Source organism: Streptomyces pratensis, from assembly GCF_016804005.1.
In the GTDB taxonomy this organism is placed as follows: domain Bacteria; phylum Actinomycetota; class Actinomycetes; order Streptomycetales; family Streptomycetaceae; genus Streptomyces; species Streptomyces pratensis_A.
The window spans coordinates 7,401,423-7,419,068 of sequence record NZ_CP051486.1 but is presented as its reverse complement, the minus strand read 5'-3'; the positions used below and the strand labels follow the sequence as shown (position 1 = coordinate 7,419,068).

Annotated in this window: 13 protein-coding genes; 7 read left to right on the top strand and 6 right to left on the bottom strand. The window is 72.2% G+C overall.

The window, feature by feature from the left end:
- Positions 1-530 precede the first annotated feature (530 nt).
- Both HED23_RS31055 and HED23_RS31050 read right to left on the bottom strand, forming a co-directional pair.
- Positions 531-1,919: an LCP family protein gene (locus tag HED23_RS31055; protein WP_203186644.1), complete on the bottom strand. Its 1,389-nt coding sequence runs from the start codon at positions 1,917-1,919 to the stop codon at positions 531-533.
- Positions 1,920-2,105: 186 nt separating this feature from the next.
- Positions 2,106-2,858, bottom strand: a complete 753-nt coding sequence (locus HED23_RS31050) for a TIGR03089 family protein (protein ID WP_203186643.1) — start codon at positions 2,856-2,858, stop codon at positions 2,106-2,108.
- A 140-nt stretch (positions 2,859-2,998) separates the two neighbouring features.
- Here HED23_RS31050 and HED23_RS31045 point away from each other — a divergent pair, with 140 nt between their 5' ends.
- From HED23_RS31045 to HED23_RS31035, 3 genes are all read left to right on the top strand, one after another.
- Complete coding sequence (locus tag HED23_RS31045) at positions 2,999-4,459, top strand: peptidoglycan recognition protein (protein WP_203186642.1); 1,461 nt, start codon at positions 2,999-3,001, stop codon at positions 4,457-4,459.
- A gap of 79 nt (positions 4,460-4,538) precedes the next feature.
- Positions 4,539-5,630, top strand: a complete 1,092-nt coding sequence (locus HED23_RS31040; RefSeq protein WP_203186641.1) for a sugar phosphate nucleotidyltransferase — start codon at positions 4,539-4,541, stop codon at positions 5,628-5,630.
- A 215-nt stretch (positions 5,631-5,845) separates the two neighbouring features.
- Positions 5,846-6,850 (top strand): DNA-3-methyladenine glycosylase family protein, encoded by a 1,005-nt coding sequence (locus HED23_RS31035; RefSeq protein ID WP_203186640.1) that lies wholly within the window; start codon positions 5,846-5,848, stop codon positions 6,848-6,850.
- An 86-nt stretch (positions 6,851-6,936) separates the two neighbouring features.
- Here the strand turns inward: HED23_RS31035 and HED23_RS31030 are convergent, their stop codons facing one another.
- The 3 genes from HED23_RS31030 to HED23_RS31020 all read right to left on the bottom strand — a co-directional run bounded on the left by HED23_RS31030 (position 6,937) and on the right by HED23_RS31020 (position 9,837).
- A complete protein-coding gene (locus HED23_RS31030; protein ID WP_203186639.1) occupies positions 6,937-8,262 on the bottom strand; it encodes a coenzyme F420-0:L-glutamate ligase in 1,326 nt (441 codons plus the stop codon).
- On the bottom strand, positions 8,259-9,215 hold the full coding sequence (gene cofD / locus HED23_RS31025) for a 2-phospho-L-lactate transferase (RefSeq protein WP_203186638.1): 957 nt from the start codon (positions 9,213-9,215) through the stop codon (positions 8,259-8,261). Before cofD ends, HED23_RS31030 begins: the two co-directional genes overlap by 4 nt.
- A 121-nt stretch (positions 9,216-9,336) precedes the next feature.
- Positions 9,337-9,837 carry a cysteine dioxygenase gene (locus HED23_RS31020; protein ID WP_203186637.1) on the bottom strand — a complete coding sequence of 167 codons (501 nt, stop codon included), beginning with the start codon at positions 9,835-9,837 and terminating at the stop codon, positions 9,337-9,339.
- A gap of 651 nt (positions 9,838-10,488) precedes the next feature.
- Here HED23_RS31020 and HED23_RS31015 point away from each other — a divergent pair.
- From HED23_RS31015 to HED23_RS31005, 3 genes are all read left to right on the top strand, one after another.
- Complete coding sequence (locus tag HED23_RS31015) at positions 10,489-10,752, top strand: WhiB family transcriptional regulator (RefSeq protein ID WP_031093859.1); 264 nt, start codon at positions 10,489-10,491, stop codon at positions 10,750-10,752.
- Positions 10,753-11,025: 273 nt separating this feature from the next.
- Positions 11,026-14,877 (top strand): glycosyltransferase family 2 protein, encoded by a 3,852-nt coding sequence (locus tag HED23_RS31010; RefSeq protein WP_203186636.1) that lies wholly within the window; start codon positions 11,026-11,028, stop codon positions 14,875-14,877.
- A complete protein-coding gene (locus HED23_RS31005) occupies positions 14,874-16,430 on the top strand; it encodes a DUF5719 family protein (RefSeq protein ID WP_203186635.1) in 1,557 nt (518 codons plus the stop codon). The genes HED23_RS31010 and HED23_RS31005 overlap by 4 nt, the downstream gene beginning before the upstream one ends.
- Before the next feature lie 18 nt (positions 16,431-16,448).
- Here HED23_RS31005 and HED23_RS31000 read toward each other — a convergent pair whose 3' ends face one another.
- The gene (locus HED23_RS31000; protein ID WP_203187706.1) at positions 16,449-16,877 is read right to left on the bottom strand and encodes a metallopeptidase family protein; all 429 of its coding nucleotides are present in this window, start codon (positions 16,875-16,877) and stop codon (positions 16,449-16,451) included.
- A gap of 312 nt (positions 16,878-17,189) precedes the next feature.
- Between HED23_RS31000 and HED23_RS30995 the strand changes: the two genes are divergently transcribed.
- Positions 17,190-17,561, top strand: coding sequence for a DUF3499 domain-containing protein (locus HED23_RS30995; RefSeq protein WP_238442178.1), 372 nt, complete (start codon positions 17,190-17,192; stop codon positions 17,559-17,561).
- Positions 17,562-17,646: the final 85 nt, after the last annotated feature.

Here is a 17,646-nt window from a genome sequence, read left to right as displayed (position 1 = left end):
TGCTCCTCAGAATTCTGCTGTGGCGCGACGACCCGTCGTCACTTCGCGCGTTCCGCCTTGCCGGCGCCGGCCCTCTGCGTGTTCCACGGCACGTTCTCCGTGCGGCACTGCCCGGCCGGTCCGCGGATCCGACGAGCCGGTACCTCGCGGCGCGGCGCCGGGAAAGCGGCCCGGCCACCGGGCCGGTCCGGTGCACGGGAAAAGCCGGGCGACTCTTTTCCGGAGTCGTACGGTCGCAATTCGTGATGGCAGGTCCGCGAGTCGAGGACCGGACCGATTTCGTCCGCCCGTTCACGGCTCTGCGCGTCCACGGTTGCCTGAGTCCTCCGTCGGTGCCAGACGAAGCGCCTCCCCAGGGCGCTCGGTTGTCCGCTCCGGGCGTGCGCGGCCTGTTGGCCGCGTGCACCGGATCGCGTCACACTATCGGGCGGAATCGGCCACGGGGGATGCGCGTGACACACTGCACGCCCCTTACAACCGGGCATTCCGGCTATTCCGCTCCGATCGTCGCCCATGGCCCGGGAATTGTTTTACGAACCGCACAGGTCGTCCGCCGCATTCGACCCCGAATAGGTGGGGGCGGGGGTCGGACTGTCGCCGTTGTCGTCGGGCTTTTGGGCCGTCGGGTCATTCCCGGAGCTGTGATCCGCCTGTGAATCCTCGGAATTGTTCGTCTCGGCGGGGACCACGGTGACCGATTCGTCCTTACGCAGCTGCGTGAACAGCCGGTCCGCGTCGGGCTGAACGAGCTCGTCACGATTCGGATCGGCGTGGTAGGACGTCCGGGGCACGGTCAGGAACTGCACCTTCTCCGTCGGCACGTTCCGCATCCCCCGGACCAGGTCGTACAGGTCCCTCAACGAGTCGAGGTCCGGGTCCGTGGTGAGCGACTTGGTCGCCGCGTCCAGCACCGGGTAGAGCCGCGTCGGGTTGAGCAGCACACCGTTGCTCTGCATCTTGTTGACCAGCGCGCCCAGGAACTTCTGCTGACGGTCCATGCGCTCGGTGTCGCTGCCGTCGCCGATCGACTTACGGGCCCGCACGTATCCCAGGGCCTCCTCGCCGTCGAGCTTCTGGCGGCCCGCGGGGAGCTTGAGACGGGCGTCGGTGTCGTCGACCGGTTCCTTGAGACACACCTCGACACCGTCGACGGCGTCGACCATGTCCTTGAAGCCGTTGAAGTCGATGACCATGTGGTGGTCGACGCGAATGCCCGTCATCTTCTCGACCGTTCGGATCGTGCAGGCCGTTCCGCCGAGCTCGAAGGCCGAGTTGAACTGCGCGAACTGCTTCCTCGTCTCCTTGCCGCCGTCCGTGTGGCAGCTGGGGATCTCGGCCATCAGGTCGCGCGGGATCGAGACCGCCGTCGCGCTCCCGCGGTCGGCCGCGAGGTGCAGCAGGATCGTGGTGTCCGAACGCTGACTGCCGCCGTCGTCACGTCCGTACTCGCTGTTGTCCCCGGAGCGGGTGTCGGAGCCGATGAGGAGGATGTTCTGCGCGTCCCTCGCGACCGGCAGCGGGCGCTCCTTCTCGTACGCCTTGAGCTCGGCGGCGGCGCTCGTGTCGGTCGTGATGTTGCCGTCGAGCTTCTTGTACAGCCACCAGCCCGCCCCGGCGGCGACCAGGACGACGAACGAGGCGCCGAGAGCGGTCCAGCGGAGCCAGTGACGCCTGCCGTCCACCTGCCCGCGCTCGGGCCGCGCGTCCCAGGTCCCGGCCCCGCCGTCGCCGTCGCTGCCGTCCGTGGCCGGTCCGCCGTCGCCGGCTGTGGACGCCCGGGGGGCCTCGCCGGTGGTGCCGTCCTGCGGGGCCGCCCCGGGCGTGTCCTGCGGCTCGTCCGCCGGCCCGCCCCCGGCCGAGTGGTCCGGGCGGTCCGGTTCGGCCGGGGTACCGGGGCTGTCGCTCACGTCTGCGTCCATCCTTCACGTTCGGCGGCGCGATGGGCCGCCGGTCGCAGGAGTAGACGGCTGAACCTCACGCTTGGTTGTGCATTCGGGCGGCGTTCCCGGTGGTGCTTCCTACCGCCCGATCATGTACCGCCGCCGGTGCCCAGTCCCGGGGGCTCGGCCCGCCGTGGGCCGGACGGGTGGCCTTCGGAGCGCTTGTCATACCGCGGTGAAGGTGATCCGTTCACTTTCGACACGTTTGGCCAGTCCGTCCTCGTCCAGCCGGTCCAGGTGACGGCACAGGACGACGGAACTCCCTGCGGCCAGCGGCGCGAAGAGCCCGGCGGACAACCCCTCCCAGGTGTCGTACGTACGGCCCGTCAGCAGCCTGGAACCCGGGACGAGTCCCATCTCCGCCGCGTCCTCACGGGCCCGTGCGACCAGCTGGTCCGCCGTCAGGCCGACGCCGCCGACGGTCAGAGCGGGGGCCGCCGGGTCCACCGGGGCGTACGGGGCGAAGCGGTCGCCCTGGCCCGGCACCTCCACGGCGTAGTCCGCGAAACCCTCGGGGGCCTGCGGGAAGCGGCCGCCCATCGGGCGCAGGGCGAGCGCCACCCGCTCGCCCCGGCAGGCGCGGGCCAGGTCGAGCGTGTCCGGTCCGCTGACGGTCAGATCGGCGGACGCCGGGTCGCCCTGCACCTCGGCGACGACCCCCACCGACGAGCAGGCCAGCAGCCAGACGGCCGACTGCCAGTGAGCGGGGAGCAGCAGAGCCAGCCGGTCGCCCGGCTCGGCGGCCAGGTCGCCCTGGAGCAGATTGGCGGTCTTGGCCACCCAATTGGCGAAGGTGGCCACCGACAGTTCGACGCGCTCTCCGGTTGCGTCGTCGTAGAAGGTGACGAGTGGACGGGCAGGGTCCGCGGCGAGCGCGGATCGCAGCAGGTCGGCGGGGGTGCGATCACTGGCGTTCATCCGCGCAAGGGTACGCGCCGGGTGCCGGAGCGACAGGGCGTGACAGGTGCCTCGTACACCGGTTCGGCAGACGGTGCGTCAACTGGAGGCGGCTTTACTCCAGTAGCCGGGAATGCCGGACTCTGTCAAGGATTTCCTGTATGCGTGCACTTCTTGCAACCTCCATCGGCGTCACCTGCGCGACGGCACTCACCCTTCCGCTCGCCGCGCCCGCACCCGCCGCCCCCACCCGGACCCCGGTCGCACAGGCGCCCGCGGCAGCTCCCGTCGAACCCGCCGGCTCGACCCAGTCACTGTCCTTGCGGCCGCTCACCGACGCGGCCCCGAGAACCACCGGTGAACCCACCGAGTCCCTGCCCCCCGAGACCGCGCGGGGGCTGCTCCGCCGCGACTCGCACCGCTTCTCGCTCGTCGGCGTGGTCTGGGACGACGCCGACGCCGAACTGCACGGCACCGTCCAGGTCCGCACCCGTGCGACCGGTACCGACAGGTGGTCCGGCTGGCAGTCCCTGGAGACCCACAACGCCGACCACGCCGCCGACTCGGGAAGCCCCGAACGCGAGTCGGGCACCGTGCGCGGCTCCACCGCACCCCTCTGGGTCGGCGACTCGGACGGCGTCGAGGTGCGCGTGCGCTCCGAGAACGCCGGACCGCGGAGCGGCGCCGTCGCCGCGCCCCTGCCCGCCGGGCTCCGGGTGGAACTCGTCGACCCCGGCGACGACCCGGAGCAGCCACGCGCCGAAGGCACCCCGGCCCCCGGCACCCCGGGTGCCGTCACCGTCGGCACCCCGGCGGCGGGCACCGCGACGCCCGCCACCGCGACGCCCGCCGCCGCCCAGCCGGGCGCGCTCCCGGAGTCCGCCGGCCTCACCCTGGCCGCGGCCGAGAGCTCCGCTGTCAACGCCGACCTCGCCCCGCTCGGGGCCACCGAGATCACCGCCCTGAGCAAGGCCGAGTCGGAGGAGCAGGCCGTCGTCGGAGCGGGCGCCAAGCCGTTCGTCGGACCGCGCCCGGGCATCGTCACCCGCAAGGGCTGGGGTGCCGACGAGAGCCTGCGCGAGCGCAACTTCGCCTACACCTCGACGGTCAAGGCCGCCTTCGTCCATCACAGCGCCACCGGCAACAACTACACCTGCGCCCAGGCGCCGTCCGTCCTGCGCAGTATCTACCGCTACCACGTCAAGAGCAGCGGCTGGCGGGACTTCGGCTACAACTTCGCCGTCGACAAGTGCGGAAAGATCTACGAAGGACGGGCCGGGGGCGTGTCGAAGGCGGTCCTCGGAGCCCACACCCTCGGTTTCAACACGAACAGCATGGGCATCGCGGTACTCGGGACGTACAGCTCGAAGAACCCGCCCGCCGCCGCTGTCACGGCCGTCGCCAAGCTCACCGCCTGGAAGCTGGGTCTGTTCGGCCGCAACCCCAAGGGGAAGATCACGCTCGTCTCCGGAGGCAGCGGCAAGTACAAGAAGGGTGCGAAGGCCAAACTCCACGTCATCTCCGGCCACCGCGACGGGTTCGCAACCGAATGCCCCGGAATCCGTCTCTACAAGAAGCTCGGCACCGCCCGGACCAGTTCGGCGAAGCTGCAGGGCCGCTGACCGGGAGGGCTCCGACCGGTCTGCATACACTGGCCAGCCGAAACGAGGCCCGGCCCCAGCAGGAAGCAGAGACGGTGCTGTGACAGAGGCAAGAGAAGCGATCCTCCTGGTCGGTGGCAAGGGCACCCGGCTGCGTCCGCTCACGGTGCACACCCCGAAGCCGATGGTTCCGGCGGCGGGGGTGCCGTTCCTCACGCACCAGCTGGCGCGTGCCAGGGCGGCCGGGGTGGAGCACATCGTGCTCGCGACGTCCTACCTGGCGGAGGTATTCGAACCGTACTTCGGTGACGGTTCGTCGCTCGGCCTCTCCATCGAGTACGTCACGGAGGACGAACCCCTCGGTACCGGGGGAGCCATCCGGAACGTGGCGTCGCGGCTGGCCTCGGGCCCGGACGAACCCGTCATCGTGTTCAACGGGGACATCCTCACCGGCCTCGACATCCGGGCCCTGGTCGCGGCGCACGCCACCTCGGGGGCGGACGTGTCCCTGCACCTCACCCGGGTCGAGGACCCGCGCGCCTTCGGTCTCGTACCGACGGACGCCACGGGCAGGGTGACGGCCTTCCTGGAGAAGCCGCAGACACCCGAGGAGATAGTCACCGACCAGATCAACGCGGGGGCGTACGTCTTCCGGCGGTCGGTCATCGACACCATCCCGGCCGGCAGGCCGGTCTCCGTGGAACGCGAGACCTTCCCCGGCCTGCTGGCCTCGGGCGCCCACCTCCAGGGCATGGTGGACTCCACGTACTGGCTGGACCTCGGCACCCCGCAGGCCTTCGTACGCGGCTCGGCCGACCTGGTCCTGGGCCGCGCTCCGTCCCCCGCGGTCCCGGGCCGCTGCGGTGACCGGCTGGTCCTGCCCACCGCCTCCGTGGCCTCCGACGCCAAACTCACCGGCGGCACGGTCGTCGGCGAGGGCGCGCTGATCGGCGAGGGCGCCAGGATCGCGGGTTCCACCGTGCTGGACGGCGCCGTGATCGAGCCGGGCGCAGTGATCACCGACTCGCTGATCGGAGCCGGTGCCCGCGTCGGCAGCCGTTCCGTCCTCACGGGCGCGGTGATCGGCGACGGAGCCCAGGTCGGCGCCGACAACGAACTGCGCGACGGTATCCGCGTCTGGTGCGGCGCGGTCCTCCCGGACGCCTCGGTCCGCTTCTCGTCCGACCAGTGAGCGGCTCCTCGGGCCGGTGGACGGGCTGCCGGGCAGGTGGAGGCTCCTCGCACCTTGGACGGGCTGCCGGGCAGGTGGACTGCTCCTGGCGCCGGTGGACGCGTCCTCGGCCCTGCGAACGGCTCCTCCGACAGGTGAACGGCCCTCGCCGACCGGAGAACGGTGCGCGTCGGCCTTACCCTCGATAGGCACCCCCGACGACCGAGGACTCACCCGTGGCAGGACGCTTCGTACCCCGCACCACCGCCGTGCCCCGTCAGGAGCCGGGCTCCGGTGCCGGCTCCGCGTCCGCGCCGCCACAGACCCGGACCTGGACCCCGCCGGGGCCGCTCGACCTGCGGCTGGTCCTGAGTCCGCTGCGGCGCGGCCCGGCGGACCCCACCTACCGGGCGCTGCCCGACGGCACCTTCTGGCGCGCGACCCGCACGCCGGCCGGCCCCGGCACCCTGCGCGTCTCCGCGTCCCACGACGGCGGGATCTCGGCGACCGCCTGGGGGCCCGGCGCACAGTGGCTGCTCGACGGGCTGCCCGCGCTGCTCGGCGCGGGCGACACCCCCGACACCTTCCGCCCGCGCCACCGGCTGGTCGCCCTGACCCAGCACCGCCGGCCCGGACTGCGTCTGCTGCGCACCGGCCTGGTCATGGAGTCCCTGATCCCGTCGATCCTGGAACAGAAGGTCACCACCGACGAGGCCTACCGCGCGTGGCGGCTGCTGCTGCGCACCTACGGCACCCCCGCTCCCGGCCCCGCCGACGCGGCGTTCGGCACACACGGCCTGTACGTCATGCCGGACGCCAGGACCTGGTCGCTCGTCCCGTCGTGGGAGTGGCACCGCGCGGGCGTGGACGCCAAACGATCCGCCACCATCCTGCGCGCGGTCCGGGTGGCCCGGCGCATCGAGGAGGCCGCCGCCATGGAACTCCCCGAGGCCATGGCGAGGCTTCAGCTGATCCCGGGCATCGGCCCGTGGACCGCGGCGGAGACCCTGCAGCGGTCGAACGGTGCGGCCGACGCGGTGACGGTCGGAGACCTCCACCTGCCCGGCATCGTCGGCCACGCGCTCGCGGGCAACAGGAACGCCGACGACGAGGAGATGCTGGAGCTCCTCGCCCCCTACGCGGGCCAGCGCCACCGGGCGACCCGCCTGATCATGCTCTCGGGCCACACCCCGGCCCGCCGCGCACCGAAGATGACGCCGCGCGACATCGCCCGGCTGTAGCCCGTGGACCTCGGCGCACCGCACCGTACGGTTCTGCGCACGGCGCACCGCAGGACCTCGGCGCACCGCAGGGCTCAGCTCACGGCTCAGCGCACGGTGATGAACGCCCCGGCGTCCCTGGCCGCCCGCGCCGGCGGTGCCGCCTTCGGGTGGCCCACGGCGACCGCGCCCAGCGGATCCCAGGAGTCCGGCAGGTCCAGCACCTCACGCACCACGGACCGGCAGAACATCGTCGAGGACACCCACGCCGAGCCGAGCCGCTCACCCGCGAGCGCCACCAGGAAGTTCTGCACGCCCGCTCCGGCCGCGACCACGAACATCTCGCGCTCCGCGGCGTCCCGGCGCTCGTCGCCGTAGGTGTGCGATCCGTCCATCACGAGGCACGGCACCGCCAGGTACGGCGCGTTGCGCAGGACGTCGCCCCGCCGCACCCGCTTGGCCACCGACTCCTCGCTGCGCCCGTCCCGGCGCAGATCCGCGATCCACGCGTCGCGCATGGCGTCCAGCAGCCGGGTCCGCGCGTCCGCCGACTCCAGCAGGACGAACCGCCACGGCGTGGTGTGGTGGGGTGCGGGAGCGGTCACGGCCGCCGCCACCGCACGCCGTACGGCCCCGGGGTCGACCGGCTCGTCGGTGAACTCCCGCACGGTGCGCCGGAGATTCAGCGCTTCCCGCACCGCCTCGGACGTACCCAGCCGGAACATGTCGTCGGCCGCGACCCGCACCATCGCGCGGGCGCCCTCGTCGGCCGGGCCGGGTCCCGCCACCACATGCGGGAGCCCGCGCACCACGGCGACGGGCAGTCCGGCCGCCTTGCCCTTCACCAGGTCGCCGGCCGAGGCCAGCTCGTCCGCCGTGGCCACGACCGTGGCGCTCAGCGGATTGCCGTACCCGTCGGTGCCGCCCCGGAGGTCGTCGAGGACCCTGACCCCGGCCGCTCCGATCGCCACGTCCGTCAGGCCGTTGCGCCAGGGGCGGCCGAAGGTGTCCGTGACGACGACTCCGACCTCGACGCCGAGGGTGTCCCGCAGCCCGTCCCGGATCGTCCGGGCAGACGCGTCCGGGTCCTCGGGCAGCAGCAGGACCGTCCCGGCCGGGGTGTTCGAGGCGTCGACCCCGGCGGCGGCCATGACGAGGCCCTGCCGGTTCTCCACGATCCTGAGCGTCCCGCGCCTGGCGACCACCCGGACGGTCTCGGCGTCGATCGCCGCCTCCCGGTCCGTCGCCTCGACGATGCGGCCCTCGGCCTTGGAGACGATCTTCGAGGTGACCAGCAGGACGTCACCGTCCACCAGCCCCGGCTCCGTGGCGGCGATCAGCTTCGCGAGGTCGTCGCCCTCGCGCACCTCCGGCATCCCGGGCAGGGCCCACACCCGGTACGAGGGAGCCCCGTCGGCCGGTCCGCCGCTCATGCCCGTACCTCCTCGGCCAGCGCCAGGGCCTGGCGGGCCATCTCGGCGGTGGCGTCCACGTCGGTCATCATCAGCGGGACGGCACGACAGCGGATCCCCGCCGCCTCGACCTCGTCGACCACTCCGGCGTCCACGCTGTCGACGAGCCAGCCGTCGAGCAGTCCCGAACCGTAGTGCTGTGCGACCGCCGCGGCGGTGGACTCGACGCCCACCGCGGCCAGCACCTTGTCGGCCATGCCCCGCACGGGCGCGTCGCCGACGATGGGGGAGAGCCCGACCACGGGCACTCCGGCCTCGGCGATGGCCTCCCGGATACCGGGCACGGCGAGGATGGTGCCCACGGAGACGACGGGGTTGGACGGCGGGAAGACGATGACGTCGGACTCGGCGATGGCCTCCAGGACACCCGGCGCCGGCTTGGCCTGCTCCGCGCCCACCGGGACGACGGCCTGGGCGGGTACGGAGGCGCGCAGCTTCACCCAGTACTCCTGGAAGTGGACGGCCTTGCTCTCGCCGTCGATGTCCACCGCCACATGCGTCTCGACGCGGTCGTCGGACATCGGGATCAGCCGGACCCCGGGCTTCCACCGCGCGCAGAGCGCCTCGGTGACCGCGCTCAGCGGATAGCCCGCGCCGAGCATCTGCGTACGGACGATGTGGGTCGCGAAGTCACGGTCGCCGAGGCCGAACCACTCGGGGCCCACGCCGTACGCCGCGAGCTCGTCCTTGACCCGGAAGCTCTCGTCGGTACGTCCCCAGCCCTGCTCCTCGTTGATGCCGCCACCGAGGGTGTACATCACGGTGTCGAGGTCGGGGCAGACCTTCAGCCCGAACAGATGGATGTCGTCGCCGGTGTTGCCGATCACCGTGATGTCCGCGTCGGGCGCGGCCTGTTTGAGGCCACGCAGGAAACGAGCACCACCGATACCGCCGGCCAGAACCACAATGCGCATGCACAACAGTCTGTCAGGCGGAGCCTGATCGTTGTGGGGGTGGTGGCGGGCGACGGGTGGGGCTGTCAGGCGGAGCCTGATCGTTGTGGGGGCGGTGGCGGGCGTACGGAGTCGTGGGCCGTCAGGCCGGGACGACGTCCTCGGCGGCCGGGGCGCACCGAGCCGAATGCATCGGCATGTCGGTCAGGCCCGGGAAGTAGACGTGCAGGCTGACGGAGGGTTCCAGCGAGTCGTTGGCGACCTCGTGGACGTACCCCGGAGCGAAGACCCGCTGCGCGCCGGAGCCCAGGGACTGCGCTCCGCGCGCCGTGTGCTCGGTCAACTCGCCTTCCAGGACCGTGAGTACGCCGGAGGAGAGGCCGTGGTCGTGGAGCCCGCTCCCCTGGCCGGGGACCCAGCTGAGCAGCCAGACCTCATAACCCGGTCCGGTCTGCAGCCGGTGGTACCACCGGGTGGAGGTGTCGTACCGGACGAGCGGGGCCCACCGGGCACGGTCGGCGGCGATGGAGCGGGCGAGTCCGGCGAACCCGGCCACGGTGGAGGGGTGAGGGCTGGCCGGCTGCAGGAGGTGCTGGACCTCGAGGATGTCGCCGGCGATCGAAAGGTCGCTGTCGCTGTTCATGGGTGCGGTGGTTCCTCGGCATGTGGATGCGCGTACGTGGGGGTGTCGCGAAGACCGGAATGCGGTGGAGAGGGCTGGATCAGAGCTGGAGCGCCAAGGCTTCAACAGCTGTGACAGCTGGAACAGCAACAGCGGGCCTGGACAGCGGTACGGAACCCACGGACGTGGGTCGTGTACATCGCTGCGGTCGCTGGCATGTTGTCAAGGAGACCGGCCCGATGTGCGTTCTGTCAACTCAATGCCCGATTTGGCGGCAATGTTTCACCCCATCCGGTTGCAGGTGATGGAGAAAGGTTTTGGCAGCTGTCTGAGCGGCAAGGTGGCGCATCAACCTTGTCCGTAAACGCGACTGACGGCCCGTGACCCTACTGTGATCTTGGTCGCTTCGGTGATCAAATCGAAACATCGGGACAGCCCCGCTCGTCTCACTCGGTGAGAAGTGATGCCGGGTGACGCCGATGGCATATGTCAGGTTTTTGGTGATTTGAACACTTTGCGCATAGGCTTGGTTCCGCAGAGTGAATCCCGAGGCCAATAGCAGATCTTCGCTTGACTGGCCCGAAGCTACACACTTGTAATTTCACTCGTGTCGTTCGGTCGCATCGGTAACGGCCGCATCACGGGGACGCAAGAGACAGACGAGGGGCGCACATGACCGAGCTGTTCCAGCAACTGCTGGTCGAGGACGCGGACGAAGAGCTCGGCTGGCAGGAGCGCGCGCTGTGCGCCCAGACCGACCCCGAGTCCTTCTTTCCTGAAAAGGGCGGCTCCACCCGCGAGGCCAAGAAGGTCTGTCTCGCCTGCGAAGTCCGTTCCGAATGCCTTGAGTACGCCCTCAACAACGACGAGCGCTTCGGGATCTGGGGCGGCCTCTCCGAGCGCGAGCGGCGACGCCTGAAGAAGGCGGCCATCTGACGCGGCTCGCCCTAGCCGGTACCGCGATGGCCTGTGGGCCGCACCCTGCGCACAGGGTGCGGCCCACAGGCCATCGGCATGTCCGGCCATCTCCGGCATGTCCGGTCGCCTCCTCTTCCCGCCGGTCAACCGTCCGGGGCGGGGCACGCATCCGTACCGTTAGTGTGGGGCCCCGTCCGAGAGACGCGCCAACGCCCCGCCGCGGCGCGCGTGTACACCGATGCAGCCCCCGGGGGGACCCCCTCCGGACCCGGCCGGAGGGCCCGAACCCCGATGTCCGTGCACAGCCACCCGGCGGCGCCGAACGCGGCCGCCGCCGCCCCTGAGTTCCCCCGGCACGTCGTCACCGCCGTGCTCGTCTCCCACGACGGCGCACGCTGGCTGCCCCACGTGCTCGACGGACTGCTCGGGCAGGAGCGCCCGGTACAGAACGTCGTCGCCGCCGACACCGGCAGCGCCGACGACTCCGCCCGCCTGGTCACCGAGGCGCTCGGCGACGAGCGCGTCCTCCATCTGGCACGGCGCACGAGCTTCGGCACCGCCGTGGAGGAGGCGATGCGCTCGGCCGGAACCCTCACCCCCGAGGATCTGCCCTACCTGAAGCGGCCCAGCGGCTGGGATCCGGTCACCCGCAGCTGGCGCGACGACGCCTACGAACTGCCGGAGCTTCCGCACGGTGAGCCTGTCCAGTGGCTCTGGCTGCTGCACGACGACAGCGCTCCCGAACCGGACGCGCTCGCAGAGATGCTCCGGGTCGTCGACAACGACAAGCACGCCGCGATCGTCGGTCCCAAGCTGCGCGGCTGGTACGACCGCAAGCAACTCCTCGAGGTCGGCGTCTCCATCGCCAACAGCGGCCGCCGCTGGACCGGACTGGACCGTCGCGAGCAGGACCAGGGGCAGCACGACCAGGTCCGCACGGTGCTCTCCGTCTCCTCCGCGGGCATGCTGGTGCGCCGCGACGTCTGGGAGGAACTCGGCGGCTTCGACCGCAGACTCCCGCTGATGCGCGACGACGTAGACCTCTGCTGGCGCGCGCACATGGCCGGTCACCGGGTACTCGTCGCCCCCGACGCAGTCCTGCGGCATGCCGAGGCCTCCGCCAGGGAACGCCGCCCCATCGACTGCGCCGGGCGTTCCGTCGCCAGCCCCCACCGTGTCGACAAGGCGGGCGCCGTCTACACGATGCTCGTCAACGCCCGCGGCAAGCAGCTGCCGTGGGCCCTGATCCGCCTCGTCGTCGGTACCCTGCTGCGCACCATCGCCTACCTCGTCGGCAAGGTCCCCGGGCAGGCGCTCGACGAGGTCGCCGGGCTCCTCGGCACCCTGTTGCGCCCCGGACGGATCATCGCCGCCCGCCGCGCGCGGGGCAGAGCGACGGTGGACGCGGCCGATCTGCGGTCGCTGTTCCCGCCGCCCGGTGCCACGGTCCGGGCGACCGTCGAACAGGTCGCGGGCAACTTCGGCAGCCGTACCGACTCCGACTCCGGGGGCTCAAGGCACGGAGCGGTCGAGTCGGGGCCCGGCGGTGACGACGCCGACTTCCTGGAGATCGAACAGTTCGCGCGGCTCAAGAAGGTCGGCCGCAAGCCCGGCCCCGTGCTCTTCGCGCTCCTCCTCGTCGTCTCGCTGGTGGCCTGCCGGGGGCTCCTCGGCAGCGGCGCCCTCGCGGGCGGCGCACTGCTGGCCGCACCCGCCGACGTGTCCGACCTCTGGGGGCGCTACGCGGACGGATGGCACCCCGTCGGTACCGGCGGAACCCAGTCCGCGCCGCCGTACCTCGGCGTGCTCGCCGCGCTCTCGGCACTGTTCCTCGGCTCCACGGGCTTCGCGCTCACCCTCCTGCTCGTCTGCTCGGTCCCGCTCGCCGGACTCACCGCGTACTTCGCCTCCCGGCCGCTGCTCGAGTCCCGGCTGCTGCGGGCCTGGGCGAGCGTCGCCTACGCCTTCCTGCCCGCCGCCACCGGCGCGCTGGCCACCGGGCGCCTGGGCACAGCCGTCCTGGCCGTCCTGCTTCCGCTGATCGCCCGCGCGGCCGTCGCCGCGCACGGGCTGCGGGGCGACGGGTCCACCGCACGCGGCAGCTGGCGCGCCACCTGGGCGTACACCCTGCTGCTCACCGTCACCACGGCCTTCACCCCGGTCGTCTGGCCGCTCGCGGTGGTCCTCGGCATCGGGGTGCTGGTGCTGCGCCGGAGTGACATCACCGCCTACGGGCTGCGTTTCCTGGCCACCGCCGGCACTCCGATCCTGGTCCTCGCGCCCTGGTCGCTGTCCCTGCTGACCAGCCCGTCCGGCTTCCTGAAGGAGGCCGGACTCGACATCGGCACGGGCACGGCGTCCGCTCTCGACCTGCTGGGCATCAGCCCCGGCGGCCCCAAGGCCGCGGGCGGTGTCCTGCTGCTCGGCATCGTCCTGGCCGCGCTGGCCGCCCTGCTGCGCGGGGAGCGTCAGTTCGCTATCCGCGCCGCCTGGGTCGTCGTACTCGTCTCCCTCGTCTTCGCGGGCATCTCCAACGGCTCCACCTGGGCGGGGCCCGCCACGCTCGTCTACGGCATCGCGCTGCTCGCCGCCGCGCTGCTCGGTGCGGACGGTGCCCGGATCAGGGTCGCCGCGCTGAGCTTCGGCTGGCGTCAGCCGGTCGCCGCGCTGATCGCCCTGGCCGCCGGGCTCGCCCCGGTCCTGGCCGCTGCCGGCTGGATGATCGGCGGTGCGGCAGGACCGTTGGAGCGCCGGGACCCCGTGCAGGTGCCCGCCTTCGTCGCGGAGGAGAGCAGCACGCAGGACCAGGCCCGCACCCTGGTGCTCGGCGGCACGTCACCGGCCGCTGTCTCCTACAGCCTGGTCCGCGGTTCCGGCGCCCGTCTGGGCGACGCCGAACTCACCGAGACGGGCGGCAGCAACACCCGCCTCGACAAGGTCGTCGCCAATCTGGTCGCGGGCTCCGGCGCGGACCAGGGCAGCCAGCTCAGCGGCTTCGCGATCCGCTACGTCCTCGTACGGGACGGCGCGCCCCGCCAGATGAGCCGGGTGCTGGACTCGACCCCGGGCCTGAGCCGGCTCAGCCAGCTCGACGGCAGCGCCCTGTGGCGGGTCGACCGCCAGGTTTCCCGGGTCGCGATCGTCCCCGCCGGCGCCGGTGCCGAACCCGTGCCCGTCGGGTCGCTGGCCGTCGAGGCGCACGCCAAGATCCCCGAGGGCGATTCCGGCCGGGTGCTGAGGATCGCCGACGCGGCGGACGCGGGGTGGCAGGCCACGCTGAACGGTCGCGCGCTGACCCCGAAGACCGTGGACGGCTGGGCACAGGGATTCGAGCTGCCCACCGAGGGCGGCCGGCTCGACCTGACGTACGACGCGCCCGTCACGCACACCGCCTGGGTCTGGACACAGGTGGCGCTCGTCGTCGTCCTGGTGGTGCTGGCTCTGCCTGGCCGCCGCCGGGAGATCGACGACGACCTGCCCGAGGAGACCGAGGCCGTCGCGGCCGAGCCGGTCTCCGGGGAGGGGCGCAGGGCCCGCAGGCTGCGCGCTGCCGCCCAGGTCGAAGCGGCGGCGGCAGGCGAGGACGCCGCAGGGACGGCGATCGCGCAGGACGGCACTGCGACCGGACACGCCGAGGCGGCTGCCGGCAATCCGGGCCAGGCGCCGGGGGAGTACATCCCGGCGCAGCAGAGTGCCGACCCGTACGCGCCGGTCCCGGGTGACCAGGACGGCACCGGTACCTACGCCGGGGTGCCCCAGGGGCAGGACGGTACCGAAACCTACGCGGCGGTTCCGGGTGACCAGGACGGCACCGGAACGTACGCGGCGGTGCCCCAGCAGAACTACGGGGAGTGGGAGGCGCAGCAGTACCAGGGCGCCGACTACGGCGGCCAGTACCAGGGCGGGCAGGATGCCGGCCAGTACTACCAGGCCGATCCGTACCAGCAGGACCCCTACCAGCAGCAGGGCGCCTACGACCCGTACGGCTACGCCCAGCAGCAGCCCTACGCCACGGGTGCGGGCGAAGCCGCCCCGTACGACGGGCATGACGGGCACGACGAGAACGCGACCCCGGGCCAGGGCCCGTGGTCGACCGGCAACGGCAACGGCAACGGCAACGCATCGCGAGGCGAGTCCGAGTGAAGTCCACCCCCATTTCCCTCATCGCGGGCGTCGTCGCCCTCGCAGCCGTCACCGGTTTCGCCGCGCTCACCGTGCCCGGCGACGACGACGTGGCGGAGGCGAAGGCCTCCGCCCGGCTTCCGGTCGAGCGTTCCAGCCTGCTCTGCCCGGCGCCGAGCATGTCCGAGGTCGCGGAGACGACGTACACGTCGTTCACCCCGGCGGGGAAGGGCGGAGGAGAGGCCGGCGCCGCCGAGCTGGAACCGGCCTTGCCCCTTCCGGCGGACGAGGACGCGCCGGCGGACAAGGGCGACGAGAAGGACGACGCGGACAAGGGCGACGAGAAGGGCGACGCGGACAAGGGGAAGGCGGCGGACGGCAAGCCCGTCATCTCCCTGAAGGATGCGGGCAAGCCGGCGACCGCCGATACCGCCGAGACTGATGCCCCCGCGCTGGTCGGCACCGCCACCGGCAGGCTCGCGCCCGGCTGGACCGCGCAGCAGACCACCACGGCCGCCGCGGGCGGCGCCCGCGGCCTGCTCGGTGTCAGCTGCACCGCCCCCGACACGGACTTCTGGTTCCCGGGCGCGAGCACCGGGAAGACCCGGCAGGACTACGTCCACCTGACCAACCCCGACGACACCGCCGCCGTGGCCGACATCGAGCTGTTCGGCGCAGAAGGCCCCCTCGAATCCGCCGTGGGGGAGGGCGTCACCGTTCCGGCGAGGTCGAGCGTCCCGATGCTGATCTCGACCCTGACCAGCGAAGCCGCCGAGAACGTGACCGTCCACGTCACCACCCGGTCGGGGCGTGTCGGCGCGGTCGTGGGCGCCGCCGAGGACAAGGTGGGCAGCGACTGGCTGGCCGCCTCCGCCGACCCGGCGGCCACGCAGATCCTGCCCGGTATCCCGGCGGACGCCACCTCCGTACGCCTGGTGGCGTTCGCGCCCGGGGAGGCCGACGCCGACGTCAAGATCCATGTCCTGGGCAAGAACGGGCCACTGGCACCAGCAGGGAACGCCACCCTGCACATCAAGTCGCAGATGACGGCGAGCGTGGACCTCAAGGACGTCACACGGGGGGAGCCCGGATCGATCCGGCTGTCCCCCGCCGACGGGAGCACGACTCCCGTGATCGCCGCGCTGCGTGTGGTGCGTGGTTCGGGTGCCGGGCAGGAGGTCGCCTTCATTCCGGCGACCGGTCCGGTGGGCGAACGGGCGAGCGTCGCCGACAACCGGGCGAAGGGCTCCGTGCTCTCCCTGACCGCACCCGGCGAAACCGCGAAGGTGAAGGTCACGGCGTCGGCGGGCAGCAAGGGCGGCGAGGCGACGGTCAAGACCTACACGGTCAAGGGCGGTACGACGGTCGACGTCGAGCCCGAGGTCCCGGCCGGCCTCAAGGGCGGCTACGCCCTGACGGTGGAGACCGAGTCCGGCGGCCCGGTGCACGTCGCCCGCACACTCACGATGGCTGAGGGCGGGGTCGACATGTTCACGGTGCAGACGCTGCCGGACGACGGGGGAACGGTCGAGGTGCCCGGCGTGGAGCAGGACCTGTCGGTCCTGGACGACTGAGGCCGTGACGGGGCTGCCTCAGTCCTGCCCGTAGCGCGGGTCGACCGACTCGGGGGAGAGGCCGAGCAGCTCCGCGACCTGCTCCACCACGACCTCGTGCACCAGCAGAGCGCGCTCGTCGCGGCTCTTGGTGCGGATCTCGAGCGGCCGGCGGTAGACGACGATCTGCGCGGGCTGCCCCTTCGCGGCGGACAGGGCGCGTCCCAGCGGCACGGTCTCCTCCAGCGAACCCGGCACGTCGAGGACCAGGAAGTCGACGTCCGCCAGCTGCGGCCAGCGCCGCTCCAGCCGCTCCACCGAATCCTGGACGAGATCGCGGAAGCTCTCCGCCCTGCTGACGGACAGCGGCACCTGGGGCGGGGCGACCGGTCCGCGCATACCGCGGCCATGGCGGTCGCGGCGGCGGGGCCGTGGCTCGGACGGGAGGGGCGGTACGGGACTGTCCATCACCGACGCAGCGTAACCCTCCTCGGCCCGGGGCGATCACGGCTTCTCCGCAGGCCCGCCGGATGTCTCAGGATGAGCATTCGGGCCAGGCTCAAGAGCGGTTCCGTCCTTGCTGTGATCGCGGACCGTCCGCCGAATGACCGCTTATGTTCTGCCCCGATGACCGCGAATCACCCGGCGCGCACCGGCTGCCGCGCAGGTCGGAGCGGTCGCGCCGGTGCCCTGCCGGGCGTGGCTCACGGGGCGACACGAGGGGGTGAGCTGAGGGAGAGTCGTCGCAGCCCGCTCAAGAGTGCGGTACCGTCCAACATCGTGAGCCCTGTACGTCGCTGTTCGCGAACTGCGTGCGGCCGTCCCGCCGTCGCGACACTGACGTACGTCTATGCCGACTCGACCGCGGTCCTCGGCCCGCTCGCCACCTATGCCGAGCCCCACTGCTACGACCTCTGCGCCGAGCACGGTGAACGGCTCACCGCGCCGCGCGGCTGGGAAGTCGTCCGGCTCTCCGACCCGTCGGCTCCCACCCGCCCCAGCGGTGACGATCTCGAAGCGCTCGCCAACGCCGTGCGTGAGGCGGCCCGGCCCCAGGACCGGCCGCAGGGCGGCAGGGGACCACGAGCGGCGGACCCGGTGGAGGTCGCGCGCCGGGGGCATCTCCGGGTGCTGCGCTCGCCGGACTCCTGACGCGTCCTTCGCATCTCCGCGCGTCGGCTGCTTCTGCCCGATTCTTTCGTGTCTCCGTGCGTCGGCTGCTTCTGACCGCGTCTCC